Origin of the sequence: Virgibacillus natechei (genome assembly GCF_026013645.1) — a bacterium.
GTDB classification, from domain to species: Bacteria; Bacillota; Bacilli; order Bacillales; family Amphibacillaceae; genus Virgibacillus_L; species Virgibacillus_L natechei.
The window spans coordinates 2,147,177-2,173,269 of the sequence record NZ_CP110224.1; the positions used below are offsets into that span (position 1 = coordinate 2,147,177).

The 26,093-nt window shown below is 36.6% G+C and carries 28 protein-coding genes; 11 read left to right on the forward strand and 17 right to left on the reverse strand.

Annotation, left to right across the window (positions count from 1 at the left end):
• The first annotated feature begins 239 nt into the window (after positions 1-239).
• From sda to sigK, 9 genes are all read left to right on the forward strand, one after another.
• The gene (gene sda, locus OLD84_RS11255; RefSeq protein WP_209461960.1) at positions 240-398 is read left to right on the forward strand and encodes a sporulation histidine kinase inhibitor Sda; all 159 of its coding nucleotides are present in this window, start codon (positions 240-242) and stop codon (positions 396-398) included.
• A gap of 392 nt (positions 399-790) precedes the next feature.
• Complete coding sequence (locus tag OLD84_RS11260; RefSeq protein ID WP_209461961.1) at positions 791-3,208, forward strand: Na+/H+ antiporter subunit A; 2,418 nt, start codon at positions 791-793, stop codon at positions 3,206-3,208.
• Complete coding sequence (locus tag OLD84_RS11265) at positions 3,205-3,639, forward strand: Na(+)/H(+) antiporter subunit B (protein ID WP_209461962.1); 435 nt, start codon at positions 3,205-3,207, stop codon at positions 3,637-3,639. The genes OLD84_RS11260 and OLD84_RS11265 overlap by 4 nt, the downstream gene beginning before the upstream one ends.
• Positions 3,639-3,977: a Na(+)/H(+) antiporter subunit C gene (locus OLD84_RS11270; protein ID WP_209461963.1), complete on the forward strand. Its 339-nt coding sequence runs from the start codon at positions 3,639-3,641 to the stop codon at positions 3,975-3,977. Before OLD84_RS11265 ends, OLD84_RS11270 begins: the two co-directional genes overlap by 1 nt.
• Complete coding sequence (locus tag OLD84_RS11275) at positions 3,970-5,454, forward strand: Na+/H+ antiporter subunit D (protein WP_209461964.1); 1,485 nt, start codon at positions 3,970-3,972, stop codon at positions 5,452-5,454. The genes OLD84_RS11270 and OLD84_RS11275 overlap by 8 nt, the downstream gene beginning before the upstream one ends.
• Positions 5,455-5,459: 5 nt before the next feature.
• Complete coding sequence (locus tag OLD84_RS11280) at positions 5,460-5,936, forward strand: Na+/H+ antiporter subunit E (RefSeq protein ID WP_209461965.1); 477 nt, start codon at positions 5,460-5,462, stop codon at positions 5,934-5,936.
• Positions 5,936-6,211 carry a Na(+)/H(+) antiporter subunit F1 gene (locus tag OLD84_RS11285; protein WP_209461966.1) on the forward strand — a complete coding sequence of 92 codons (276 nt, stop codon included), beginning with the start codon at positions 5,936-5,938 and terminating at the stop codon, positions 6,209-6,211. The genes OLD84_RS11280 and OLD84_RS11285 overlap by 1 nt, the downstream gene beginning before the upstream one ends.
• Complete coding sequence (gene mnhG, locus OLD84_RS11290; RefSeq protein WP_209461967.1) at positions 6,198-6,560, forward strand: monovalent cation/H(+) antiporter subunit G; 363 nt, start codon at positions 6,198-6,200, stop codon at positions 6,558-6,560. Before OLD84_RS11285 ends, mnhG begins: the two co-directional genes overlap by 14 nt.
• 196 nt (positions 6,561-6,756) lie before the next feature.
• Positions 6,757-7,461: an RNA polymerase sporulation sigma factor SigK gene (gene sigK, locus OLD84_RS11295; protein WP_209461968.1), complete on the forward strand. Its 705-nt coding sequence runs from the start codon at positions 6,757-6,759 to the stop codon at positions 7,459-7,461.
• 40 nt (positions 7,462-7,501) lie between these two features.
• Here the strand turns inward: sigK and mtnN are convergent, their stop codons facing one another.
• The 17 genes from mtnN to cymR all read right to left on the reverse strand — a co-directional run bounded on the left by mtnN (position 7,502) and on the right by cymR (position 23,848).
• Positions 7,502-8,191 carry a 5'-methylthioadenosine/S-adenosylhomocysteine nucleosidase gene (gene mtnN, locus OLD84_RS11300; protein WP_209461969.1) on the reverse strand — a complete coding sequence of 230 codons (690 nt, stop codon included), beginning with the start codon at positions 8,189-8,191 and terminating at the stop codon, positions 7,502-7,504.
• A 25-nt stretch (positions 8,192-8,216) separates the two neighbouring features.
• Positions 8,217-8,888 (reverse strand): YrrS family protein, encoded by a 672-nt coding sequence (locus tag OLD84_RS11305; RefSeq protein ID WP_209461970.1) that lies wholly within the window; start codon positions 8,886-8,888, stop codon positions 8,217-8,219.
• Between the two features lie 103 nt (positions 8,889-8,991).
• Complete coding sequence (gene greA, locus OLD84_RS11310; RefSeq protein WP_209461971.1) at positions 8,992-9,468, reverse strand: transcription elongation factor GreA; 477 nt, start codon at positions 9,466-9,468, stop codon at positions 8,992-8,994.
• A 165-nt stretch (positions 9,469-9,633) separates the two neighbouring features.
• Positions 9,634-10,263, reverse strand: a complete 630-nt coding sequence (gene udk, locus OLD84_RS11315) for a uridine kinase (RefSeq protein ID WP_209461972.1) — start codon at positions 10,261-10,263, stop codon at positions 9,634-9,636.
• Complete coding sequence (locus OLD84_RS11320; protein WP_209461973.1) at positions 10,260-10,922, reverse strand: O-methyltransferase; 663 nt, start codon at positions 10,920-10,922, stop codon at positions 10,260-10,262. Before OLD84_RS11320 ends, udk begins: the two co-directional genes overlap by 4 nt.
• Before the next feature lie 62 nt (positions 10,923-10,984).
• The gene (gene mltG, locus OLD84_RS11325; protein ID WP_319961080.1) at positions 10,985-12,106 is read right to left on the reverse strand and encodes an endolytic transglycosylase MltG; all 1,122 of its coding nucleotides are present in this window, start codon (positions 12,104-12,106) and stop codon (positions 10,985-10,987) included.
• 118 nt (positions 12,107-12,224) lie between these two features.
• Complete coding sequence (locus tag OLD84_RS11330; protein ID WP_209461974.1) at positions 12,225-12,518, reverse strand: DUF1292 domain-containing protein; 294 nt, start codon at positions 12,516-12,518, stop codon at positions 12,225-12,227.
• A gap of 14 nt (positions 12,519-12,532) precedes the next feature.
• Positions 12,533-12,946 carry a Holliday junction resolvase RuvX gene (ruvX, locus tag OLD84_RS11335; RefSeq protein ID WP_209461975.1) on the reverse strand — a complete coding sequence of 138 codons (414 nt, stop codon included), beginning with the start codon at positions 12,944-12,946 and terminating at the stop codon, positions 12,533-12,535.
• Positions 12,947-13,213, reverse strand: a complete 267-nt coding sequence (locus OLD84_RS11340) for an IreB family regulatory phosphoprotein (protein ID WP_209461976.1) — start codon at positions 13,211-13,213, stop codon at positions 12,947-12,949.
• Positions 13,214-13,700: 487 nt separating this feature from the next.
• Positions 13,701-16,343: an alanine--tRNA ligase gene (gene alaS / locus OLD84_RS11345; protein WP_209461977.1), complete on the reverse strand. Its 2,643-nt coding sequence runs from the start codon at positions 16,341-16,343 to the stop codon at positions 13,701-13,703.
• A gap of 377 nt (positions 16,344-16,720) precedes the next feature.
• Positions 16,721-17,791, reverse strand: a complete 1,071-nt coding sequence (locus OLD84_RS11350) for an AI-2E family transporter (protein ID WP_209461978.1) — start codon at positions 17,789-17,791, stop codon at positions 16,721-16,723.
• Between the two features lie 55 nt (positions 17,792-17,846).
• On the reverse strand, positions 17,847-18,032 hold the full coding sequence (locus OLD84_RS11355; protein ID WP_245301471.1) for a hypothetical protein: 186 nt from the start codon (positions 18,030-18,032) through the stop codon (positions 17,847-17,849).
• Positions 18,033-18,100: 68 nt separating this feature from the next.
• The gene (gene recD2, locus OLD84_RS11360) at positions 18,101-20,416 is read right to left on the reverse strand and encodes an SF1B family DNA helicase RecD2 (RefSeq protein WP_209461979.1); all 2,316 of its coding nucleotides are present in this window, start codon (positions 20,414-20,416) and stop codon (positions 18,101-18,103) included.
• Positions 20,417-20,437: 21 nt separating this feature from the next.
• Positions 20,438-21,106: a tetratricopeptide repeat protein gene (locus OLD84_RS11365; protein ID WP_209461980.1), complete on the reverse strand. Its 669-nt coding sequence runs from the start codon at positions 21,104-21,106 to the stop codon at positions 20,438-20,440.
• A gap of 20 nt (positions 21,107-21,126) precedes the next feature.
• Positions 21,127-22,239, reverse strand: coding sequence for a tRNA 2-thiouridine(34) synthase MnmA (mnmA, locus tag OLD84_RS11370; RefSeq protein WP_209461981.1), 1,113 nt, complete (start codon positions 22,237-22,239; stop codon positions 21,127-21,129).
• Between the two features lie 18 nt (positions 22,240-22,257).
• Positions 22,258-23,397 (reverse strand): cysteine desulfurase family protein, encoded by a 1,140-nt coding sequence (locus OLD84_RS11375; RefSeq protein ID WP_209461982.1) that lies wholly within the window; start codon positions 23,395-23,397, stop codon positions 22,258-22,260.
• Between the two features lie 31 nt (positions 23,398-23,428).
• Entirely contained in the window at positions 23,429-23,848 is a 420-nt protein-coding gene (gene cymR, locus OLD84_RS11380) for a cysteine metabolism transcriptional regulator CymR (protein ID WP_209461983.1), read from the reverse strand.
• 158 nt (positions 23,849-24,006) lie between these two features.
• Here cymR and OLD84_RS11385 point away from each other — a divergent pair, with 158 nt between their 5' ends.
• Both OLD84_RS11385 and OLD84_RS11390 read left to right on the forward strand, forming a co-directional pair.
• On the forward strand, positions 24,007-25,290 hold the full coding sequence (locus OLD84_RS11385) for a replication-associated recombination protein A (RefSeq protein WP_209461984.1): 1,284 nt from the start codon (positions 24,007-24,009) through the stop codon (positions 25,288-25,290).
• Positions 25,291-25,366: 76 nt separating this feature from the next.
• A complete protein-coding gene (locus OLD84_RS11390) occupies positions 25,367-26,053 on the forward strand; it encodes an RsfA family transcriptional regulator (RefSeq protein ID WP_209461985.1) in 687 nt (228 codons plus the stop codon).
• The last annotated feature ends 40 nt before the right edge of the window (positions 26,054-26,093 follow it).

The following is a 26,093-nucleotide window of genomic DNA, read 5'->3' on the forward strand; positions in this document are numbered from 1 at the left end:
AACATTTGCAAAAACCGTTCGACAAATTCCTTCATTATTTGCATTGTGGATAACTTTACTCACATATTACAAGCTGATATAAAGGTTTATTCAGGTCATCCGAATTCTTTGTGCACAAGTTATCTACAGGCGCGTGTAGATAACTTGTAGCTTGTTACACGTTACTAATCATGTTAAATTATTAATAACTTAAAAAATAGATCGTATATAAACTTTAATTTATTTGGAGGGCTTTATTTATGAAATATTTGTCAGATGAATTGTTATTGGAATCTTATCATAAAGCAAATGAATTAAGTTTAAGCCCTGATTTTCTATCATTAATCGAAGAAGAAATAAATAGAAGGCATTTATGGTACAAAACTAAATGTAAACGGTCAAGGTCAGGTCAAGTTTAACTGTGTCCATTTAATAGGAAGAAATAAATAACCCCTATCTTTTTTTAAAAAAGATAGGGGTTATTTATTTTTCTCTATGCATTATTATGTTAAATTACTCGTTGTATAATATTTATTAAGCGTTGCTATTCAAGAAAGTATCGCAAATTTATAAGCTAAGGAGTGATCGAACTTATATTTATATAATATGATGATGTTACAAGTACTTTTTTAAATTTATTTACCCCATTTCTACCTATATTAATAGTTATTAAGAGATAGGGAATACTAGATGTGTCAAACATGCACGTCGTTTAATTTTAGGTTATACTTTTAAATAGTATAAAGAGAATCTCAGTAGAGTAAGAAAGTTTTTACGTAACGTAACTGTATTTATAAAGGAGGTATTTTACTTGACGGTTTTACATTGGGCTACAATTGCCCCCTTTTTGTTAGCCATTTTAATTCCATTTTTTTATAAGTATGCAAGGCGAATACATACAGGGTGGTTTGTTCTTATACTCCCCCTCGTTTTGTTTATTTATTTCTTATCCTATATCCCCGTGACATCGTCCGGTGATACAATTATGAATTCAGTACCATGGGTTCCTTCACTTGGGATCTACTTTGATGTTTACGTCGATGGGCTGAGTTTGTTATTTGCACTGCTTATAACAGGAATAGGAACGTTAGTTGTTTTATATTCGATTTATTATTTATCCAAGAAAAATGAAAGGTTAAATAATTTCTACGTTTATTTGTTAATGTTTATGGGAGCGATGCTCGGGGTTGTCTTATCTGATAACCTAATTGTCCTCTACGTATTCTGGGAAGTAACAAGTATTTCTTCTTCTCTACTAATCAGCTATTGGTTCCATCGTGAAAAATCTACGAATGGTGCACAGAAATCCATGTTTATTACTGTATTCGGTGGACTTTCCATGCTTGGTGGTTTCTCATTACTATATGTCATGACGGATACATTTAGTATTCGAGAGATAATTGCAAATGTGGATTTGGTCACAACGAGCAGCCTATTCTTACCAGCAATGATACTTATTTTGCTTGGTGCATTTACAAAATCTGCTCAATTTCCATTTCATATATGGCTCCCGGATGCAATGGAAGCTCCAACTCCAGTAAGTGCCTATTTACATTCAGCTACCATGGTTAAAGCAGGGATCTATCTTGTGGCACGGCTCACTCCTGTATTCGGAGGCAGTGCAGAATGGTTCTGGATTATTTCTCTTGTAGGTATCACGACACTTGTTTGGGGGGCTATTTCAGCCGTTAGGCAAAAAGATCTGAAATCCATTCTAGCCTTCTCGACTGTTAGTCAACTTGGTTTGATTATGACGTTACTTGGACTTGGTTCAGCTTCCCTCTATTTTGATGTCGGTGCTGAAGACACGCTTTACACAACAGCGATCTTGGCAGCTGTTTTCCATTTAATAAATCATGCAACCTTTAAGGGTAGTCTGTTTATGACAGCAGGGATTATTGATCATGAAACCGGCACACGAGATATCCGTAAACTCGGTGGTCTCATGACAATCATGCCGATTACATTTACCATCTCATTAATTGGACTTGCATCAATGGCTGGTTTACCACCATTTAATGGTTTCCTAAGTAAAGAAATGTTCTTTGAAGGAACGGTAAATGCTACACAATTTGGTATATTTAATATGGAAACTTGGGGCATGCTTTTCCCAGTTCTAGCATGGGTTGCAAGTGTACTTACATTTGTTTACTGTGCAATCATGTTCTTTAAGACTTTTACTGGAAAATTCAAGCCGGAGAACTATGACGTTCATGTTCATGAAGCTCCATTTGGCATGCTTATTAGCCCGATTGTTCTTGGTTCATTAGTAGTTATTTTCGGACTGTTTCCGAACTTACTAGCGTATTCGTTGATTGAACCGGCAATGGCATCGATTTTGCCAAACCTTTTAGAGCCTGGTCAGCAATTCGATGTAGGTATTTCTCATTGGCATGGAGTAAACACCGCTCTACTTATGACTATTGGTGTTATTGTTGTAGGAATAGTGATTTATCTGATGATGAAGAAATGGTCAAAACTGCCTTTCTATTTGAAAGAGCGCGATCCATTAAATAGGCTTTACGATAATGGTGTTTCTGGATTAATCAGTGGTTCACAAGCTGTAACACGTGCTCAAATGACTGGTTCACTTAGAGATTACTTTGTCTATATGTGTGGTTTTTCTATATTATTATTGGGTTATACCATGTATCGTTATGATGCGTTTGCAATTGATACAGCAAGTACGTCGTCAATTAGTCCATTTATGTGGATAGTTGCACTTGTATTTATCGGGGCAACCATTTCAATTGCGTTTGTTAATCACCGGATCACTGCAGTTATCGTAATAGGGATTATTGGATTTCTTCTCGCGCTCCTATTTGTTATATTTCGAGCGCCAGATTTAGCTCTTACACAATTATTGGTAGAGACTGTAACAGTTGTCCTGTTTATGCTAGTCTTTTATCATTTGCCGGATCTTCAAAGAAGAACCGCCAAGCTACGTTTTAATATCCTTAATTTGATTATTTCGCTTGGTGTTGGATCACTATTTACAGCTATTGCAGTCAGTTCCTTTGCACTTGGGCAAGATGCAAACTTTGAGTCGATATCCGAATTTTTCATTGAAAATTCCAAGGAATTAGCAGGTGGATATAATATGGTTAACGTAATACTAGTTGATTTCCGTGGACTTGATACATTGCTTGAAGTACTTGTACTTGGTATTGCAGCTCTTGGTGTTGTTACGTTAATTAAACTTCGATTTACAGGGAGGGAAGATGTGTGAAACAAATAAAATCCAATGATGTTATGCTTCGCACTGTAACTAGAGTTGTGACATTTATCATTCTCTCGTTTTCTCTTTATTTATTTTTTGCCGGTCATAATGCCCCTGGTGGCGGCTTTATCGGTGGATTAATGACAGCTAGCGCTTTGTTGCTGATGTATCTTGCATTTGACATGAAAACGTTAAGGAAAGCACTACCGTTTGACTTCACGGCACTAATTTCAATCGGTTTGTTACTTGCCATTGGAACTGGGGTAACGACAATGCTTCTTGGTTATCCATTTTTAACTCAATTTTTTGCTTACTTCCAGCTACCTATAATTGGAGAGACTGAGCTTACGACTGCTCTTCCATTCGATCTTGGTATCTTTCTAGTAGTAGTTGGGATTGCCTTAACGATCACTTTAACAATTGCGGAGGATGATAAGTAATGGAAATACTAATGTCTATCATGATTGGTGTCCTCTTTACGGTTGGTACTTATATGCTTCTTACTAGAAGCTTATTACGTGTTATCCTTGGTACGATGTTAATGTCACACGGGGCAAATCTGCTTCTATTTACTATGGCAGGGCTACAAAGAGGTGTAGCACCGTTGTTGGGTTCAGGAGCTGAGGCTTATGCCGATCCACTACCACAAGCTCTTGTTTTAACAGCAATCGTTATTAGTTTTGGGGTCACTTCATTCCTACTTGTATTAGCCTATCGAACGTATAAGGTGCATAATACGGATGATTTAGACCAATTAAGGGGATCTGTTGATGAATAATATTGTTATACTTCCAATTTTAATCCCATTTATTATTGGAGCAATTTTGATTTTATTTGCAAAAAAACATACCGTGCAGCGTGTGATTAGTGGAGTCACTGCTATTGGTATGCTCGTTATTTCAATTTATCTGGCCATTTATGTTTACCAGAATGGTATTACCACTCTAGAATTAGGAAATTGGTCAGCACCTTTTGGAATCGTACTTGTTGCTGATATGTTTGCAACTCTGATGCTCGTCTTGTCCAGTATCGTTGGTGTTGTATGCTTGTTCTTTGCATATCAAACCATTTCATCCGAACGGGAGAAGTATTATTTCTATCCTTTTTACTTCTTCTTGTTAACAGGTGTAAACGGTGCTTTCTTAACAGGCGATTTATTTAACTTATTTGTCTTTTTTGAAGTGATGTTGATTTCTTCCTATGTTCTTATTGTGATGGGTGGAACGAAATATCAACTCCGTGAATCGGTGAAATATGTAGTTATCAATGTTTTTGCTTCTGCTCTTTTTATTATCGCAATAGCATATATCTATGCTGTTACGGGCACGTTCAATATGGCACATATTGCGGAGCGAGTAGCAGAACTTGAGCAAACTGGTATCTTAAATGTCATTGCAGTACTCTTATTTATTGTCTTTGCAATGAAAGGGGCATTATTTCCTCTTTATTTTTGGCTGCCACGTTCTTACTATGGTCCGCCTGCAGCTATAGCTGCATTGTTTGGTGGCTTACTTACAAAAGTTGGTATCTATGCGATTATTCGTTCATTTACGTTAATATTTATTCATGATCCAACGTTTACTCATAAAGGAATTATCGCAACAATAGCTGGTTTGACAATGTTTTTTGGTGTTCTTGGAGCCGTATCTCAATTTGACTTCAAACGTATCCTTTCCTATCATATAATCAGCCAAGTTGGTTACATGGTTATGGGACTCGGAATTTACACGAGACTTGCAATAGCAGGCGCCATTTTTTACATTGCACATCATATTATTGTTAAGTCTGCTCTCTTTCTGTTTGCGGGAGCAACTCAACGAATTACAGGTACAACAGATCTGAAGCAAATGGGTGGTTTATTAAAGACGCACCCCTATCTTGCTTGGATGTTCTTGATTGGTGCACTGTCTTTAGCAGGAATACCACCATTAAGTGGATTCTTTAGTAAATTTCCGATTATACTATCAGGTTTTGAAGAAGGACAGTATGTTATTTCAGGTGTAGCTCTATTAGTTGGACTGTTAACGCTCTTCTCGATGATCAAGATTTTCAATTATGCTTTCTGGGGAGAACCAAAACACACAGAAGAACAAGCTAACTTCCCTGTCGGTAAGCTATTACTACCAATTGTCCCACTCGTTGCCTTAACTATTATTCTTGGCTTCGCAGCTGAGCCTGTTTTTCAATATTCATTGCAAATTGCAGATCAAATTATGGATCCATCGATTTATATCGAATCTGTTCTTAAGGAGTAGATACAATGGCTTATCAAATCTTATTAAATATTGTAATTGCGGTCATTTGGACATTCTTACAAAATAGCTACACGGGGATTGACTTTCTTGTAGGTTATGTAATAGGGATCTTTATTCTACTTGTCCTACGTCGCTTTTTACTTTTTGACTTCTATTTCAATCGCGTATGGGCGATTATAAAACTGACGTTGCTTTTCATTTATAAGCTATTAGCAGCGAATCTTGATATGATCAAAATAGTACTCAGTCTAAAGCTGGATATTAAACCAGGAATTGTCGCAGTTCCGACAAAACTTGAAACGGAATGGGAATTAACCTTACTCGCATCCCTAATCTCATTAACACCTGGTACCCTATCAATGGATTTCTCAGATGACAATAAAATTATTTATATTCATGCGATAGATGTTCCAGATAAGGAAGCAATGATTAATGAGATTCAAAATTCGTTTGAACATGCAATCATGGAGGTGACAAAATAATGTTTCAAGTAATTCTACAAGTGGTTCTAATTGTTATGTCCATCTCGTTGTTTGTTTGTTTTATACGAACCATCATTGGGCCTACATTACCTGACCGTGTTCTAGCTCTTGATTCATTTGGGATTAACTTAATTGGGTTTGTTGGGATGATTATGTTAGTTCAAGAGACTGTAGCGTATTCTGATGTTGCCCTAGTTCTCAGTATCCTTGCTTTTATCGGAACAATTGCCTTATCCAAATTTATTGAAAGGGGTGTTGTATTTGACCGTGAGTGAAATCATCATAAGTATTTTAGTTCTCATCGGTGGATTCTTAAGCCTCCTAAGTTCAATTGGGTTAATTCGCTTTCGTGACGTGTATGGCAGAGCTCAAGCTGCAACAAAAAGTGCAACGCTCGGAGTCATCTCTATTATGCTTGGCGTATTCCTGTTCTTTCTTGCACAGGGTCAATTTAATGGTAAGATTCTGTTAGTCATTCTGTTTGTTTTCTTAACAGCACCTGTAGCTGCCATGATGATTAGCCGTACCGCTTACTGGAAAGGTGTCCCATTATGGGAACAAAGCATTCAAGATGACTTAAAAGAAGTATACAATAAAAAAAATGAAAATGATGAATCAACATAAGTAAAAAATCGAACCTTGAATAATCCCAAGGTTCGATTTTTTTGATTGCTTAAAGTGAGCACTCAAAAAAGTACCTAATTCGAAACAAGAAGAGTTGGAGCGCAAATAACTTAATTATTTTTTAAGGACAGACACGAAACGTTGCGGTGCATCATAAAGATGTTATATAGACAAAAGCCCATGGAGGTGCATGTGTGTGTCCGGAATATTAAGTATGCTTGCACTACTCATCAAGGAGACCATCTTTTTCGTCTCCTACGTTAAAAACCACGCCTTTCCCCAGCCTTTACCACCAGATGAAGAAGCAAAATACATTGAACAAATGCAACATGGTGATGAAAATGCCCGAAATAAACTCATCGAACATAATTTACGGCTAGTTGCCCACATTGTAAAAAAATTCGAAAATACTGGCGAAGATCTGGAAGATTTGATTTCAATTGGTACAATAGGCTTAATTAAAGGAGTAGAAAGCTTTTCTGTTGATAAAGGAACGAAGCTTGCAACGTATGCTGCACGTTGTATTGAAAATGAAATTCTTATGCATTTACGGGCATTAAAAAAAGTAAAAAAAGATGTCTCCCTACAGGATCCAATTGGCCAGGATAAGGAAGGTAATGAGATTAGTCTGATCGATATTCTGGAAGCAGAGAATGAAAATGTAATTGAATATATTCAATTAAACATGGAGATAGAGAAAATGCAGGAATATTTTTCTATTCTTGACAATCGGGAACGAGAAGTAATCGTTTATCGTTACGGGTTAAATAACTATAAGGAGATGACACAACGAGAAATTGCTAAAAAATTAAACATATCACGAAGCTATGTATCACGAATTGAAAAGAGAGCATTAATGAAAGTATTTCATGAATACTATCGACAAGAGCGAAGAGGGTAAATATGGAGCGCTAATCATGTAGATTAGCGCTCCATATTTTTTAGATCTCTTTTATAATAGACATGATTAGTAAAGAGGCATTTTTCGCTGCCTTTTCTAGGAACTCATCAAATGAAATGGAAGATTGCTTTCCAGCTATATCAGATAAAGCTCGAATAATTACAAATGGTTTATTATATTGATAACAGACCTGTGCGACGGATGCTGCTTCCATTTCGGATGCAATCATCGTAGGGAATTTTTCTTTTACAAAGGCTACGCGAATTGGATCCTCCATAAAGGAGTCACCAGTAGCAATAATCCCTTCTTCATATTGTATATCCAATTCCTTTACCGCAGTTATGGCATTTGTAATTAGATGGGTATCTGCAGCATACATTGCAGGCATACCAGGGACTTGTCCATAGGCATAATCAAATGCAGTCACGTCAACATCATGATGTACAACCTCTGTTGAAATGACAACATCCCCTACTTCAAGGTTCTCAGCAAACCCACCAGCAGAACCTGTATTAATAACATGAGATGGAGAATAGTGTTCGTGCATAATAGTTGTAGCCATTGCTGCATTTACTTTTCCTATACCAGATTTCAATAAAACTACTTGTTTGCCAAGAAGTTTCCCACGTACAAATAAACAATTGGCAACGGTCCTTTCTTCCTTCTCAACCATCTTATCCAGCAATAAGGCAACTTCTTCATCCATCGCTCCGATGATTCCTATTGTCATTTAAATCCTCCTAAATAATAGCAAGCTATAGATCTAATTCATTTAAGACTTCCACTTTTGTTGGCTGCCATCCTTCATTATCCACCCATGATATATAGACACGATAAAACTCTGATAAATCTTCATCTCCAACAGTAGCAACGACTTGTTGATCTCCCCCGTTACCAACCCAATGTGTTCTCATATTACTTTGGTTTAAACCAGTAGCTTCTGAGGCTGCTACATCAATTTCAACACGATCTTGTGAACCATCACTATAATCAGTAGTAGTCTGAGGGCTTTCTTGCTCTGTACCCACCGGATCCCAATTACCTGTATAAGCTTCTATAACGTTATCGTCAGATGGTTCAGCTGGTTCTGTCTCTACATCCTCATCATCTTCACTAGCTTCTTCATTCAATTCATCATCATCATTTTCTTCTACACCTTCAGCAGCTTCATCATTACCATCTGCTGTATCCTCTTCTGGATTTTGTTCTGTGTCTGATCCTGTATCTGGTTCAGTTTCAGTATCTTCATTTTCAGTTGTTTCATTAATGTTGTCCGATTCTTCGTCATTATTACCACCAAAAACCCACATACCTAGTAAAATAATAATCAGAATACCACCAATTATGAGAAGAATAGATATAGATTTTGTGTTTTTTCTGCGTTTCTCATGTTTGTTCAGACGTGAATCATTGTTAAAATCATCCATCTTAATTTCCTCCCTATTTTATGTTTCTATATACTGAACACACACTTATATGTAAAATAGCAATAAAAGCGGAAAATTCTCCGATTTTATTGCTCATTACGAATTAATCAACCTTTACAATTTTTACTTGAATGTCTCCACCGGGTGTTGTCACAGCAACCTCTGTGCCAATTTCATGGCCGAGCAAACTTTTTGCCATTGGTGAATCGTTTGAGATTTTTCCTTCAAATGGATCGGCCTCAGCACTACCTACAATCATATATGTCTCTTCATCTCCATCAGGCAATTCTTTAAATGTTACCGATTTACCTAAAGACACAATATCCGAATTATCATTATCATTTTCAATAATAACAGCATTACGAATCATCTTTTCAACCTGAGAAATTCGTGTCTCAACAAATGATTGCTCATCTTTTGCCGCATCATACTCTGAGTTCTCGGATAAGTCACCAAAATCTCGCGCCTCTTTTATGCGTTCTACAACTTCTTGTCTTTTTTCCGTTTTTAACTGGTGTAACTCCTCTTCCATTTTTTCTTTACCTTCTTGTGTCATATAATAACTTTTCTCTATTGCCATTCCAAAAAACACTCCTTTTTATTCACATAACATACAAAATGAGCAATATTAGCATTTGCTCAGCCTACCAATCCTTCATTTTAAATATTAGAAAAAGATAAATATTATTATTCATTACTATGGCAGATTCCACTTAAATTTTCAATGGTTTTTATAAAATAATTATTATCTGTTTTTCGATAAAATCGTTTCAATTTTCGTGGCCATAATGTCGATTGCCACATGATTTTGTCCGCCTTCTGGAATAATAATATCGGCATAACGCTTAGTCGGTTCGATAAATTGAAGGTGTGAGGGCCGAACATTGTTCAGATATTGATCAATCACGGAATCCAATGTTCTCCCACGTTCTTTGATATCTCTCAAAAGGCGACGAATAATTCGAAGATCAGCATCCGTATCAACAAATACTTTTATGTCCATTAAGTCAATCAACCTTGGATCATCTAATATAAGAATTCCTTCTAAAATAATAACGTCTTTAGGCTCTACTTCTATAACTTTATCAGAGCGTGTATGAATTTTATAATCATATACAGGTTTTTCAATTGCTTGATGATTCATTAATTCATGAAGATGTTTTATTAATAAGTCATTATCAAAGGCGTGTGGATGATCATAATTTGTGTTAAGTCTTTCTTCTAATGGCAAGTGACTCTGATCCTTATAATAATAATCCTGCTCAATAACCAGAATGGTTTCTTCGGAAAAACGTTGCCCTATTGATCTTGTTACCGATGTTTTCCCACTTCCACTTCCACCTGCTACACCGATAACAACTGGCTTATTCCTCATGAAAGTGTTTCCCCTTTCCAGCTATTTTTAAGACTAATAGCCACACCATCACCAATAGGTACGATGGAAGTTGTGAAATCTGGATGTTTTGTGAGCCATTCATTATAGTTTTGGATTTTATTGACCATTTTTTCATGCCGAGAAAGGGCTTGTTTAGGATTAACTACATAGCCTTTAAACAATACATTATCGGATAGAATACAACCTTCTTCTGTTAACATTGGGCTAGCAAGCTCAAAATATCGCTTGTATTGTCCCTTTGCTGCATCAATGAAAATGAAATCGAATGTACTGTTTTCTTCTACCAGTTCATTTATTTTATCTAATGCATCACCATGAATGATTTTAATATTGCTTATCTTATGTTGATTTTTTATATTCACCTTTGCTTGGTGATACCGTGCCTCATCTTTTTCAATGGTCACAATTGATGTATCAGGATATGCTTCAACCATTCGTAATGCAGAATATCCGATAGCTGTGCCAATCTCTAATATTCTAGTCGGTTTTTTTAATTTTATTAATTGCATAACAAAATGCATACCAACTGGTTCCATTATCGGAACATTTTCTTTTTTGGCCTGTTCTTCTAAATCAATAACCCAGTCTTCTTGTTCAGGCAACCTTTTATTTAAATAACTTGTCAGCTGTTCTTCCATATAAATACCTCTTTGCTATTAACAGGAAAAGTATAATCAGGACATACAATTCCTTTTATCATTTATTCGATATATGCTTCTCTATATTCTAAATGTTCTTCGTGTGTTTCTGAATAATATACATTTCCTTCTCCATCATGTAGGAAATACAGGTAATCGGATTCTTCAGGATTAAGTGTTGCTTCCAATGCGCTTTCGGAAAAATTCGAGATTGGCCCTACCGGTAAAGCATCTATCTGATAGGTATTGTATGGTGAGTCAACTTCTAAATCCTCATACAATACGGTTTCCTTATGTTCTCCGAGTGCATATAATACGGTTGGATCCGTTTGTAAGGGCATTTCTTGTTCTAACCGATTATAAAACACGCCAGAAATGAGCTCGCGCTGTTCTTCACTTCCAGTTTCCTTTTCCACTAAAGATGCAAAAGTTAGCGTTTCATGGACATCAAAATCCTGGTTTTCCATTTCATCAAGATAAGGAGAGATAACAGATTCTGTTTGGTTAAGCATTTTTTCTACAACAGATGTAATAGGAGGTTCTTCCTCATGAAATTCATACGTTGATGCAAATAAATAACCTTCAAGCGGGGTTCTAATAGACGACTCCAGAATGTCTTCAGATAAAATAGTTGGATAGGTTTCTATTAACGCTTCAATGTACGCTGAATCATTTACTTGATCTAAAAAATCATCCTTTGTAAAATGCAGGTTTTCTGCATATTCATCTGCTATTTGATCAATCGTGAAACCCTCCGGTATTGTAATCCTATGAATTGGCTCTTGCATGACTCTTCCGCTTTTAAGAGACTCAATTAGTTCATCAGCCGACATAGCTGGTGAAAAGGTATATTCGCCAGCCTGGAAGTCAGACTGATTGTTAAATTGTGCATAAAAACGGAAGATCTGACTACTCTTAATTACGTCATTCTCTTCAAGTATTTCCGCTATAACAGAAGGAGTTGATCCGATGGGTATATCAACTTCTATTTCTTCCTCACTATCAGGATCAACTGGACCGAGTGCAGACTTAATATATAAATATCCCGAAGCTCCACCAACAACAAGGAGAAGAATGAGTGTCATAATTATTATTGCTACGACTTTTCGAACGGTTCTAGCTTCGCCGCTACGCGCAATTAAATTATCTTTGTATTTTCCTAATTTGTTCTTCTTTGACATCATATCCTCCTCTCACCACTCGGTTATTATACTAAAAAACAACTGGATATTCCATTATAATCATATATAGAATAGTAGCTGATGTCTAAGTTGACATCAGCTAGTTCCCTATTTTCTATAATTAAGATTCGTTCTCTTCTTCCGTTAATGTATGCAACATTTCTTCTACCATTTCCCATTCCTCATCAGATTCAATAGGAATTAGGGATAAGTCGTCGTCATCCTTTGTTTGTTCTTCGTAACGAAAGGCGTATACCTCAACTTCTTCTCCATCGTCTTCAGATTTATCCGCAGGAACTAAAGCGATATATGAGTGATTGGTTTCATCTACATCGAACGTAAATAAAACTTCAAATAAATGTTCTTCTCCATTTTCATCTGGAATGATGATCCGCTCTTTTTTCTCTAGTGACATTAAGTCTCACTCCTTTATTTTTGATCGAGATATCCTTGTAATATCATGATTGCAGCCATCTTATCGATAACTTTTTTTCTCTTTTTCCTACTCACATCGGCCTCCAGTAAGACACGCTCAGCTGCAATTGTTGTCAATCGCTCGTCCCACAATATTGTAGGAATTCCGTGGACATCTTCTATATGCTGTGCATACCTTTGAGAAGCTTCACCACGCTCCCCGATTGTATTATTCATGTTTTTAGGCAAGCCTACTATAGCCTTCCCTATTTCATGATCAGCTATAATTTGTTTTAACGATGTATCAGCAGATCCAATATCATTTTCATCCCATTTAATGGTTGTTAACCCTTGTGCAGTCCAACCTAGTGCATCACTTACAGCCACGCCTATCGTTTTAGACCCGACATCTAATCCAATGATTTTCATTTATTCTTCCCTTTGTTTGTCTAAATAAAACTTTACCAGTTCTTCAATCACTTCATCACGTTCAATTTTTCGAATTAAATTCCGAGCATCTTTATGTCTAGGTATATAAGCAGGATCACCTGATAATAAATAACCCACAATTTGGTTAATCGGATTGTACCCTTTCTCTTGCAATGCTGCATGAACAGTAAATAATATCTCTTTAATATCCTGATCAAATGGCTCTTCCGAAAAATTAAATTTCATTGTTTTATCAATTGAACTCATCGTGACACCTCATTCTTAGAATAACTTGGTATTCAATTACTAGTGAGTACCTCTGTTTTCTATGATTTAACTCATATAATTCCATATTATTTCTTTTCCATAGTCCATATTTTACCTTCATTTGATATTCTAACATGTTTATGGAAAATATTATATCTTTTTCTCTTGATAGAACACGGTCCTATTAGTAGTGTTCAAAATAGGGGATAAAAAGTACCGAGTCGGCTAAAGTCGCAGGCGTCCTGCCTGCACCGCCGAAACTAGCACGTCCTGGGACTGCGCGTAAATACTCGCCCCACCGAAAACATATGTGCGTCGAAAGTTCGAGGCGGCGCTTCGAGCAGACGATCTTGCACGCAGGAAAAGTGGTATTCCTTTTCCAAGGAGTGGAGAAACAAGCCAACGAGCTTCTCACGTGTTGTGGTGACTTCGACGTCGACTATTGACGTGTCATTTTTACCGGACTTTTTGAACAACACAACCTCTATTAGTAGTGTTCCTTTTCACTTATATATTGCTTAACAAAAGATAGTGCTTCATTTATTCCTTGTGGGTTCTTGCCACCAGCTTGGGCCATGTCCGGACGTCCACCTCCACCGCCTCCACAAAGCTCTGCTGCTTGTTTGATTAGGTTACCAGCATGGAATCCACGTTCTATTAAATCCTTCGATACACCTGAAGCTAATTGTACCTTTTGATTATTTTCTGTAGCCAATAATATTATTCCGGATCCTAGTTTCTGCTTTATATTATCAACCATGTTTCTTAATTGGTTCATATCCTCCACGTCTACTTTTTGTGCTAGGTATTGCACATCATTTTGGGATTCTACTTGATCCAATATTGAGGAAGTTTCAACGTTTGATAATTTAGCATTCAAGGACTCCTTCTCTTTATTTAACGTTTTTATTTCCTGAAACAAAGCCTCAATTCGTTCTGGGAGCTTTTCTTCATTGGTTTTTACTAATTGTGCTGACTCCTGCAATAGACTCATTTTATTATTTAATAATTCATACGCATGTTTACTTGTACACGCTTCGATTCTTCTAATTCCTGCACCTATTCCTGCTTCAGAAACAATTTTAAATAAACCAATTTCAGATGTGTTTTGAACGTGATTACCGCCACATAATTCAATGCTGTAATCTCCTATTTGCACAACGCGAACGATGTCCCCATATTTTTCTCCAAATAACGCCATTGCACCCATTTCTTTAGCCTCTTCAATTTTTTTATTGTCGATAACAAGTTGTATAGAGGTCCAAATTTTTTCATTTACGATCTGTTCAACTTGCTGTAATTCTTCTTTTGAAATGGCATGAAAATGAGTAAAATCAAAACGCATTCGATCAGGGGTTACAAGCGAACCAGACTGATTAACATGGCTACCAAGAACACCTTTCAATGCTTGATGCAATAAATGTGTAGCCGTGTGATTCTTTACAATGGATGAACGAAATTGTGTATCAACTATTGCCTTTACCGTATCCTTTGCATGTAACGTCCCATCTTTCACCTTTACACGATGAATATGATCCCCTTTGGGTGACTTTTGAACATCCTCAACATAGGCAGATGCATGATCTGTATATATCCATCCCTGATCAGCAACCTGTCCACCACTTTCTGCATAGAAAGGGGTTTCCTTTAACAATAAGAATACGTCACTTCCCGATTGAGCAGATTCTACTTTTTCTTTTCCATTTATCACTGCAGCAATTGTTGTTTCCACTTCTAACTGCTGATAACCAACAAATTCACTATCCACTTCGATTTCACTTAAAATGCCTTCCTGAACTTGCATAGAGTCCACTTTCTGCCGGGCATTCCTAGCTCGTTCACGCTGTTTGTCCATTTCCAACTTGAACCCTTGTTCATCTATTGTAAAACCTTCACGCTCTACATATTCTTCCGTTAATTCTTTTGGAAATCCATATGTATCATACAATCTAAATACATCCACACCCGGGAAAACGGTACTTTTTTTAACTTTCTCTTTTTCCATTATTGAAGTTAAAATTTCCAGTCCGTCATTTAGTGTTTCATGAAAACGCTCCTCTTCCACTTTTACGATATTATTGACCAGCTCTTTCTGCTTTAAAACTTCCGGATAGAAATCCTTCATAATTTCTCCTACCGTGTTGACTAAATTATACATGAAAGAGTTCTCAATACCTATTTCTTTCGCAAAACGAACGGCTCTTCGAAGTAACCTTCTTAGTACATATCCTCTTCCTTCATTCGACGGTACTGCTCCATCTGCAATAGCAAAACTTACGGTACGGATATGATCGGCAATTACTTTAAAAGCTACGTCACTTTCATTTCCAGACCCATAAGTTGTTGTTGCAAATTCCTCTATTTTACGAATGATCGGCATAAACAAATCTGTTTCGAAGTTTGTCGGGACATCCTGGATTACAGAAACGATTCGTTCGAGGCCAAGCCCTGTATCAATATTCTTTTTAGGAAGTGGTGTATACGTATCATCGGGGTTATGGTTAAACTGGGAAAATACTAAGTTCCATATTTCCAAATAACGATCATTTTCACCACCCGGATATAATTCTGGATCGTTTGGGTCGTTCCCATACTTTTCCCCACGGTCATAGAATATTTCCGTATTTGGACCACTTGGCCCTTCACCAATGTCCCAAAAATTTTCTTCTAGTCGAATAATCCGTTCCTTTGGAATGCGTATATCATTCAACCACATGTCGTATGCTTCATCGTCCTCAGGATGTACGGTCACCGCAAGTAACGCTTCATCAAAACCTATCCATTTTTCACTCGTCAAGAACTCCCATGCCCATTCTATCGCTTCTTTTTTAAAATAGTCGCCAATAGAAAAATTGCCAAGCATTTCAAAAAACGTATGGTGTCTTGCTGTGAAGCCTACATTTTCAATATCGTTTGTACGAATTGATTTTTGTGCGTTCACAATTCGAGGATTATCTGGAATCACACGTCCATCGAAATATTTTTTTAATGTTGCTACTCCACTGTTTATCCATAATAATGTCGGATCTTCTTTCGGTACTAATGATGCACTGGGTTCAACACGATGCCCTTTTTCCTTAAAAAAATCAATAAACATTTGTCTTACTTCATCCGATGTTAACTGTTTCATTTATAACCCTCCCATATTCTTATTAACGAGAGCTAAACTGCACTCCCGATTACTTCCAAACTTACAAAACAATAAAAAAATCCCATCTCTGCATCGATGCAGGGACGAGATATCGCGGTACCACCCTAATTATGAACAATTAATTTATCAATAATCATTCATCACTTCATCATGTTAACGGTGTGAAACCGACGGGTATTAACCGTACTCCAGTTTAGCTTTCCATGACTCTGCATTTAGGATTTTTTCCAGCCAAATGATTGAAAATCCCTCTCTTTTAAATCGAACATCATGTACTTAGAACCTTCAGACGCTTTAAATTATAAAGTAACTAATTATTTATCTTAGCGATAGTATAGAAAACTTTAGACTCAATGTCAATCATCACGTTGTCTAATTGCCATCACATGTTTCGTGATTACGTTCATTATTGTTAATAGTGGTACTGCCACAATCATTCCAATTACTCCAAATAACTGTCCACCAAGTAATAACGCAAATATAATGGCTATTGGATGAATATTAATACTTTTCCCAACAATATAGGGAGATAATAGATTACCTTCCATTATTTGGATAGCAAATATAGCAATCAATACAAAAATCACTAATTCCCCAGATGTCGCTAGCGTAATACCTACCACAGGGATTGCTCCAATTATGGGGCCAAAATAGGGAATGATATTTGTCAATCCCATAATAATTGCTAATAGTAGCGCATATTTTATATCTAAATATTGAAAAGCTATCCATGAAGCAAGACTAACAAAGAAACTAACGATTAATTGCCCCCGTATATAAAAACCCAAACTTTCGTCTATTGAATAAACCAACTTGCTTACCTGTACCTGATACTTTTTAGGAATAAATCGTTTGAAATATGATTTTATACTATTATAATCTTTCATGAAATAAAATACGAGTACAGGAATAACGGTTAAAAAAACGATCATATCAAATACTCTTGTAAAGCCTCCAACTAATTTATCCAGTATATTTTCCAGTCCGACTTCCACTCTTGTGATGAGTTGATCTATTTTGTCATGCACCGTCTCAGGTAAAAATGAAGTGTATTCATATATTTGATAAATTAAGCTTTCATACATACGAATAAGAACAGGCAATTGCTCATTTAAATCATGTAATTGATGCATTACAACAGGGTAGACACGATAGATTAAGTAAGCAGCACCACCAAAAAATAGTATGTAAATCATTAGAATGGCTAAACTTCTAGGTATATTATAACTGTTCAATTTTTTAATAACGGGGTAAAGGAGATAGGCAATTAAACAGGAAACAAGAAATGGCGATAGAAGTTGCATTACAAATGAAACAAGAGATCCATAGAGTGGAAAAAGTATAACAAGTAAGTATAAAAATAAAAACACAAAAATACCAATGATAAGCCAATAAAGGAGGCTTATCGCTTTTTTATTTCCAAACATTATTGATCTCCCCTTAGTACATAGATAATGAGGCTTTTGTAACTAAAGGTTATCATTATATTTTTCTTTCTTCTTCAGAAAATAAGTCATTAAGGGAACTTAAAGATCCGTCTGATTCAACTTGATGAATAGTTAATTCATTATTGAAAATTGACATTTCGATAAAACATGTCCAGCAATAATAGTTTTGTGAACCAATTTTGCCTATATCCTTTCCACTACAATTCGGGCATCGTGACATACGTATAACTCCTTAAATAAAGTTTATTACGTTATGCTAACCCTAAAATTAAAATAATATACATTAATTTACATAAAATCGTATGGTGTGATTTCTTTTTCATTAGAATCTTCATTAGAGATGAAGGTAATGGACTCCAGTCTTTCTGTCAATTGTGTCTTCAATGTTGTATATCGTTTATTCGTATCCATTGTGCGTACACCACGCAAGAATGCATTTTCTTCCCCACAAATAATTAAGGACTCTTTGCTTCTCGTAATTCCTGTATACAACAAATTTTTGCGAAGCATTCGATTGTATCCAGAAACAACTGGCAGGATAACAATTGGAAATTCACTACCCTGTGATTTATGGATCGATACGCAATATGCATGCATAATATTCACGTAATCTTTACGCTCATAAACGACTTCCTTACCTTCAAATAAAAGCACTAATTGTTCTACATTTTCTTTATTTTCATCCTCTTCAAATATAGCTGCTACTTCACCTATATCTCCATTATAGACCCCATTTTCTGGTTGATTAACAAGTTGCAGAACTTTATCTCCAACCCTGTACACCACATCATCATTAGCTTTTACTTCTCTCGTTCTTGAAGTCTTTGGATTAATTAGTTGCTGCAATTCTTTATTTATCGAGGTGATTCCAGCCTGGGAACGGTACATTGGTGCAAGCACTTGGATATCTTTTACATCAATTCCCTTGTCTTTAGCTTTAGCAAAAATTTTTGTAATGACGTCTATCAGTTGATATTCGCTGCATGGTATAAAGCTGAAGTCTTTATCATTTTCCAACTGGATATCTGAATCATTTTTAATTTCATGAGCAAGATGAATTATTTTAGAACCTTCTTTTTGCCGATATACTTCATTAAGACTAACAAATGGGATCATTTCACTGCTTAATAAATCCGACAACACTTGACCTGGCCCCACGGATGGGAGTTGGTCTTCATCACCAACAATAAGCACTTGCATATCGTCAGGAATTGCTTTAAACAAACTATTTGCAAGCCAAATATCCACCATAGAAAACTCATCTATAATTAAAAATTTGCCTGCCAATTGGTTATTGTGATTTTTTTCAAATCCATCTTTCCCATCCCAGCCTAATAGACGATGGATTGTTACGGCAGGGAGTCCGGTAGATTCATTTAAACGTTTTGCAGCTCTCCCTGTAGGTGCTGTTAACACAAAAGGAAAATCAGTTTCATTGTCATAATCATCTGGATTGAGCGTCATATCATGAATCGTGGCAAATGCATTAAGAATTCCTTTAATGACCGTAGTTTTACCTGTTCCTGGACCACCTGTAACAATCATAACTTTAGAATGCAGGGATTGATTAATAGCTTCAAATTGATCTTTTCCATAGCTTAATACTTCTTCGTCTTCGATATCGCCAATTATCTTCATTAATTCTGCTAAATTCGTCTCGTTCTCTATCGGTTTTGTCATAATTCTGTCTATATGGGAAGCAAATCCATCTTCTGCGTAATACAGGGATGGGAGATAAACATTTCCATTGTGAATGATAATTTTTTTGCTTCCATTTAATTCATTTAACCTATCCATCATTATTTCATCAGATAAAGAGGTATTGGAAAGCAAATCTAGCATTTGTTTCATACATTGCTTTAGTGGTAAAAAAACATGACCTTCCTGTATACTCTTTTGTAGCACATAAATACATCCAGCACCAATTCGATTTGGGTGTGTGAGCGAGATCCCTCTCTGTTTCGCTATTTCGTCTGCTGTTTGGAAACCAAATCCATCTATGTCAAATACGTACTGATAAGGATCTTTCTCCAAAATGTCAATCGCGGCTTCTTTATATTCTTGATATATTTTTTGCGCCATTTTTAAGCCAATACCATAGTGAGATAGAGAGATTACAATGTGTTCAAATCCCTGGTTTTCCTGGAGACTTTTAACCAATAAGTCAGCCGTTTCCCTTTTTACTCCCGGAACTTCTGTTAATACATCTGTATTATTTAGAATTTTGGATATGGCACTCTCACCCAAATGATCGATAATTCGAGTGGCTGTTTTATTACCAACACCATAAAATAAATCACTGGAAAGGTAGGCGATTAAACCGTCTTTCGTGTCAGGAATAAAGGTTTGGTAGGAATTGACTTTATATTGTAAACCAAATTTAGGATGTTTCTCGAAAACGCCATAGAAATAATAGGTTGTTTGTTCTTGTAAATTAGAAAAATAGCCCTTAGCAGTAATCTCTTTTTCTTTATAATTCTCATTTGTATCCTCGACTTTAATTTTTGAAATCGAAAAATGCTCTTTTTCATTATGAAAAATCGTATAAAGAAGTTTACCTTTTATATATCCATTTTCTTCATTCGATTGCATGTCTAATCCCATCAAAAACAACCTCACTATCTCCTACTTATCGTTTTCACTCATTGCTTCTTCTACGTTTTTCTTGCCATTGGCTGCAAGAAAATGATCTGGCTGTATGCGAAGCGCCTCATCGAAATGATCTAACGCTATTGATAATTGCTCATTAAATAAAGAAATCACGCCCAAATTATAATGGGCATCACTATGATCAGCATTCATTTTTAGAACACTTTCAAAAACGGGTTTAGCATCTGTAATATGGTCGCTTTGCGCTAGAGAAAGTCCATATTGAAATAGGGCTTCCTCATCATCTGGATCAAGTTCCGTTGCTCGCAGGAGATACGGTAAAGCCAATTTAAAATGTTCCTGATGTTGAAATGTCATACCAAGCAGATAATATACATCACTTTCAAGCAAACCTAGATCAATCGCTTTTTGGAAGTTTTCCTGTGCTTTTGGATAGAGTGACTGTTCAAAATACAAATTTCCCAAACCATAATATGCTGTAGCAACATGTTCATCTAATTCGATTGCTTTTTCAAAAAAACGTTGTGCACGTGTAAGGTCATTAATATGAAGTAATAGATTCCCAAAGTTGACATAGCCTACTGGGTCCTCTGGATTTTCTTCAATTATCTCTGTAAAGATGCCTGCTGCTTCTTCAAATTTATTTTCTTTCATATAATTAATTGCCTGCGTATTTTTATCCATACTAATAACTCCTTGCTTAACTAACCTACATAATTAAGCGATTTATTGTCTTTCACTATCTCGTCTATCGTTCCTCCACCCAAACATACTTCACCATCATAAAAAACAACGGCTTGTCCTGGTGTGACAGCTCGCTCTCTTTGAGCAAAGTGTACATAAACTTTTCCATCTTCTAATAGGCTGACTTGTACGTCACTATCCTGTTGACGATAACGGAATTTCGCAGTGCATGTAAAATTGTCTTCTATAAGATCTGGGTTAATCCAATTAACTTCTGTAGCTATTAACCCTTCTGAATATAGCATTTCATTAGAAAATCCTTGCTCTACATATAAAACATTCTCTTTCAGATTCTTACCAACCACAAACCAAGGATCACCTGAACCACCAATTCCAAGTCCTTGTCTTTGACCAAGCGTATAATACATTAAACCATCATGACGACCTTTAACTACACCATCCATTGTAGTCATCTCGCCAGGTTGAGCAGGTAAATATTCACTTAAAAAATCTTTAAAATTACGTTCTCCTATAAAACATATACCGGTACTGTCTTTTTTAGTAGCTGTCACAAGTCCATTTTCCAACGCAATTTCCCTAACCCTTGTTTTTGGTATATCACCTAACGGGAACATTACTTTGGCAAGCACTTCTTCCGATAATTGATTCAGGAAATACGTTTGATCTTTATTATCATCAAACCCACGCAGCATTTCATAGCGGCCATTATTGTTTCTAACTTGGGCATAATGTCCCGTTGCTAAATAATCTGCTCCGAGTGACATGGCATGATCTAGAAACGCTTTAAATTTAATCTCTTTGTTGCATATCACGTCAGGATTTGGCGTTCTTCCTGCTTTATATTCATCTAAAAAGTACGTAAACACTTTGTCCCAATATTGTTTTTCAAAGTTAACGGCATAGTATGGTATATCCAATTGATTACACACCCGTACAACATCATCAAAATCTTCCGTAGCCGTACAAACCCCAAACTCATCGGTATCGTCCCAGTTTTTCATGAATATACCAACCACATCATAACCCTGTTCTTTTAATTGTAATGCAGCTACGGAGGAGTCGACACCTCCACTCATACCAACTACAACGCGGATATCTTTATTGCTTTTCATTTTAAACACTACCTTTTATTAAGTTAATCGATTTACAATTTTTGCAACCCGTCTAGCTGCTTCTTTTACATTTTCCGTTGTATTATATATCCCAAAACTAAAACGAATTGAATTGGTTGTACATTCATTATTTTCACCGAACATTGCGGATAATACATGGGATGGCTCTACAGACCCGGCCGTACATGCACTGCCACTAGAAGCCGCAATACCCTCCAGGTCAAAATTCGTCAGAAGTGTCTCTACATTTGTGCCTGGAAAACTTATATTCACAATCGAAGCTATGGTTGAGTCATAATCCCCGTTTACTTCGAACTTAATATTATTTGTGCTTAATTCAGCAAGAAACTGCTGCTTGTGGTCTTGATAAAGCATGCTTCTTGATTCTTTGTTATCTATTGCCAGTTCAACTGCTTTTTTAAAACCAGCGGCGCCAACAACATTCTCCGTACCAGGGCGACGTTTTCGCTCCTGTTCTCCCCCAAATTGGAGGGCGTTTAATTTAATGTTTTCAGCAGCATATAGGAAGCCAATTCCCTTCGGCCCATTAATTTTGTGAGAAGAGACGGTTAACATGTCTACACCTAACTCATTCACATTAATATCCAATAAACCAAACGCTTGAACTGCATCTGTATGAAAATACGCTTGATGGTCTTTCAATAGTTCACCAATTGCTGTAATCGGTTGGATAACCCCTGTCTCGTTATTAACAAACATTATGGAAACGAGTATGGTTTCCTCTGTTAAAGCTTTCTTAAGGTCTTCCAATGCTATTTTACCATCCGAATAAACGGGTAAATAAGTTACGTCAAATCCCTGTTTCTCTAAATTTTCTACTGTATGCAGTGTTGCATGATGTTCAATTGTTGTTGTAATAATATGATTCCCTTTCGTCCGATTTCCTAACGCAGTACCAATAATTGCCAAGTTATCAGCTTCCGTTCCACCACTGGTGAAAATAATTTCTTTCTCATTCGCATGGATGCTCTTTGCCATAACACGTCTTGACTCATCCAACTGTTGCCTTGCTTTTCGACCAAAAGAATGAACACTAGAGGGATTACCAAACACTTCATGATATATAGGTAACATTGTTTGAATAACTTCTTCATCCATCGGTGTTGTTGCTGCATGATCCATATAGATTTCTTCCATGTTTAAAAATCCTTCCTAATCTAACTAATCTTTAAATATAAAACATATATGCTTCTTGAGGCTCGTTATCATTATAAGAACTTAAATCTTCTAATGTTGTTGTATCAAGCACATCCTTTACAGCATCACGTATTCTCATCCACAATCCCTGCTTTGCCGGCTCCTCATCTTCAATTCCCTCTACGGGCGTAATAGGCCCTTCAAGTACACGAATAATGTCTCCAGCGGTAATCTCCTTAGGATCATTGGCTAATACGTAGCCACCATATGCGCCGCGTACACTTTTGATAAGTCCTGCGTTTCGTAGTGGAGACGCTAACTGTTCCAAGTAATGCTCCGATAAATTATTTTCACGCGCAATCGACTTAAGCGATGTCGGACCATTTCCGTGCTGTTTTGCTAAATCAATCATTATTGTTAAACCGTATCTTCCTTTGGTCGAAATCTTCATTAAAATACACCTCTATTTTTAAATACATTCCATTATCATTACCATTCGTCCATTAATACATGATATTATAGCATGAAACCACTACTTCTTGCATTTTTACCGTTTCACAATTACGCTTAATTAACCAATCTATTATTATAATATAAAGGACGATTAAAATGAAGCAAACACCACTTGCCTTACGAATGAGGCCAGTACATATAGAAGAAATTATTGGACAGACACATCTTGTTGGCGAAGGGAAAATTTTAAATCGAATGGTTTTAGCTGAACGGTTAGCCTCGATGATTTTATTCGGACCACCTGGTACAGGGAAAACTTCAATGGCAATTGCATTAGCAAAAAGTCTGGATATACCTGTCAAAAAACTTAACGCCGTCGCCGATAAAAAGAAGGATATGGAGATCGTTGTGGAAGAAGCGAAAATGATGGGGCAGGTTGTGCTTGTCTTGGACGAGGTTCATCGATTGGATAAAGCAAAACAGGACTTCCTTCTTCCGCACCTTGAGAGTAATTTAGTCACTTTGATAGGTTGTACAACAAGTAACCCTTATCACTCCATTAATCCGGCAATTAGAAGTAGATGCCACTTATTTGAATTGCACCCACTAACTGCCAACGACATCAAAACAGCTGTGAAACGAGCGAAAGAGGACAATGAGCAGGGATTTGGGACAGAAGACATTACGATCACGGAGGAAGCGCTTGATCATTTTGCTAATAGTGCCAATGGAGACATTCGTTCCGCTTTAAACGGCCTTGAATTAGCTGTTTCCTCAACACCTAGTAACCCGGAAAATCAAATCGTTATTAATTTAGATACAGCTGAAGTATGCATGCAAAAGAAAAGCTTTTCCCATGATAAGGGTGGAGATGCTCATTACGATGTATTATCAGCGTTTCAAAAATCGATCCGTGGTAGTGATGTTGATGCCGCACTCCACTATTTAGCTAGATTAATTGAAGCTGGGGATCTGGAAAGCATTAGTCGTCGCATGATTGTAACGGCCTATGAAGATATTGGTCTTGCTAATCCACAAGCTGGACCGCGAGCGCTCGCTGCTGTCGAGGCCGCAGAACGGTTAGGTTTCCCAGAGGCTAGAATTCCATTAGCTGTGACAATTGTTGAATTATGCTTATCACCAAAATCAAATACGGCTTACAAAGCTTTAGACTCAGCATTGTCTGACATTCACAATGGAAAAAGTGGGGACGTGCCTGCACATTTAAAGGATTCGCACTACCAAGGTGCAAAAACATTAGGGAGAGGACTTGACTATCAATATCCGCACAACTATGAAAGCAGCTGGGTGAATCAACAGTATTTACCTGATTCTATAAAATACAAAAACTATTACAATCCTAAAAACTCTGGTAAATTTGAACAAGCTATCAAACAAGTTTATGAAAAAATCCAAAATGATAAAAACAAGAAGGTATAATTCCTATCTCTTCCGGTAACAATAATAGTAAATATATGAAATCTATGTAATTGTTATCGAGAAGGAGTTGAACCTATTGGTTAAAGTAAGACAGGATGCCTGGTCACATGAGGATGACCTATTATTGGCAGAAACGGTACTACGCCACATTAGAGAAGGTAGTACACAACTAAACGCATTCGAGGAAGTTGGGGACAAGTTAAACCGAACGTCAGCCGCTTGCGGTTTTCGTTGGAATGCAGAAGTTCGCATGAAATATGATAATGCTATTGATCTTGCAAAAAGACAACGAAAAGAAAAGAAACGAGCCATGGTGTCAAATATACCGAGGGTGAGGAAACCAGTTATTACACTACCAGAAAACTATGAGGGAGATACTGCTGGTAATGTCGAATTTGGTGAAATCACACCTCCAGCGTCGAAGGAACCATCTATCAATATGGGTATGGTTATTCAATACTTGAAAGAAGTGAAAAAAGACTATTACGCTTCAAACCAATCAAAAGTATCACTTGAACAAACGAAAAAAGAGAATCTTGGTTTAAAAGAACAAATAAATGCCTTGGAAAAGCAACTAGCCCAGACCGAAAGTCAATTATCTACCATCCAGGAAGATTACCAAACATTTATTCAAATCATGGATAGAGCAAGAAAGATGACGGTATTAGATGATCAAGGCTCAAACACAACGCCAGCCTTTCGAATGGATAAAAATGGAAACCTACAACAAATGGCTCAAGGTTCAAACGAACGAGCTCTGTGATAAAAGGTTTCACACTTAAAACGGACTCGGGTTATACACT

What these genes read in the sequence shown, in the direction of transcription:
- sda (WP_209461960.1), top strand. Translation starts at nt 240, where the DNA reads ATGAAATATTTGTCAGATGAATTGTTATTGGAATCTTATCATAAAGCA.
- OLD84_RS11270 (WP_209461963.1), top strand. Translation starts at nt 3,639, where the DNA reads ATGGAAATACTAATGTCTATCATGATTGGTGTCCTCTTTACGGTTGGT.
- OLD84_RS11275 (WP_209461964.1), top strand. Translation starts at nt 3,970, where the DNA reads ATGAATAATATTGTTATACTTCCAATTTTAATCCCATTTATTATTGGA.
- OLD84_RS11280 (WP_209461965.1), top strand. Translation starts at nt 5,460, where the DNA reads ATGGCTTATCAAATCTTATTAAATATTGTAATTGCGGTCATTTGGACA.
- OLD84_RS11285 (WP_209461966.1), top strand. Translation starts at nt 5,936, where the DNA reads ATGTTTCAAGTAATTCTACAAGTGGTTCTAATTGTTATGTCCATCTCG.
- mtnN (WP_209461969.1), bottom strand. Translation starts at nt 8,191, where the DNA reads ATGACAATAGGAATCATCGGAGCGATGGATGAAGAAGTTGCCTTATTG.
- OLD84_RS11305 (WP_209461970.1), bottom strand. Translation starts at nt 8,888, where the DNA reads ATGGATGATTTTAACAATGATTCACGTCTGAACAAACATGAGAAACGC.
- greA (WP_209461971.1), bottom strand. Translation starts at nt 9,468, where the DNA reads ATGGCAATAGAGAAAAGTTATTATATGACACAAGAAGGTAAAGAAAAA.
- udk (WP_209461972.1), bottom strand. Translation starts at nt 10,263, where the DNA reads ATGAGGAATAAGCCAGTTGTTATCGGTGTAGCAGGTGGAAGTGGAAGT.
- OLD84_RS11320 (WP_209461973.1), bottom strand. Translation starts at nt 10,922, where the DNA reads ATGGAAGAACAGCTGACAAGTTATTTAAATAAAAGGTTGCCTGAACAA.
- mltG (WP_319961080.1), bottom strand. Translation starts at nt 12,106, where the DNA reads ATGATGTCAAAGAAGAACAAATTAGGAAAATACAAAGATAATTTAATT.
- OLD84_RS11330 (WP_209461974.1), bottom strand. Translation starts at nt 12,518, where the DNA reads ATGTCACTAGAGAAAAAAGAGCGGATCATCATTCCAGATGAAAATGGA.
- ruvX (WP_209461975.1), bottom strand. Translation starts at nt 12,946, where the DNA reads ATGAAAATCATTGGATTAGATGTCGGGTCTAAAACGATAGGCGTGGCT.
- OLD84_RS11340 (WP_209461976.1), bottom strand. Translation starts at nt 13,213, where the DNA reads ATGAGTTCAATTGATAAAACAATGAAATTTAATTTTTCGGAAGAGCCA.
- alaS (WP_209461977.1), bottom strand. Translation starts at nt 16,343, where the DNA reads ATGAAACAGTTAACATCGGATGAAGTAAGACAAATGTTTATTGATTTT.
- OLD84_RS11350 (WP_209461978.1), bottom strand. Translation starts at nt 17,791, where the DNA reads ATGTTTGGAAATAAAAAAGCGATAAGCCTCCTTTATTGGCTTATCATT.
- OLD84_RS11355 (WP_245301471.1), bottom strand. Translation starts at nt 18,032, where the DNA reads ATGTCACGATGCCCGAATTGTAGTGGAAAGGATATAGGCAAAATTGGT.
- recD2 (WP_209461979.1), bottom strand. Translation starts at nt 20,416, where the DNA reads ATGGGATTAGACATGCAATCGAATGAAGAAAATGGATATATAAAAGGT.
- OLD84_RS11365 (WP_209461980.1), bottom strand. Translation starts at nt 21,106, where the DNA reads ATGGATAAAAATACGCAGGCAATTAATTATATGAAAGAAAATAAATTT.
- mnmA (WP_209461981.1), bottom strand. Translation starts at nt 22,239, where the DNA reads ATGAAAAGCAATAAAGATATCCGCGTTGTAGTTGGTATGAGTGGAGGT.
- OLD84_RS11375 (WP_209461982.1), bottom strand. Translation starts at nt 23,397, where the DNA reads ATGGAAGAAATCTATATGGATCATGCAGCAACAACACCGATGGATGAA.
- cymR (WP_209461983.1), bottom strand. Translation starts at nt 23,848, where the DNA reads ATGAAGATTTCGACCAAAGGAAGATACGGTTTAACAATAATGATTGAT.
- OLD84_RS11385 (WP_209461984.1), top strand. Translation starts at nt 24,007, where the DNA reads ATGAAGCAAACACCACTTGCCTTACGAATGAGGCCAGTACATATAGAA.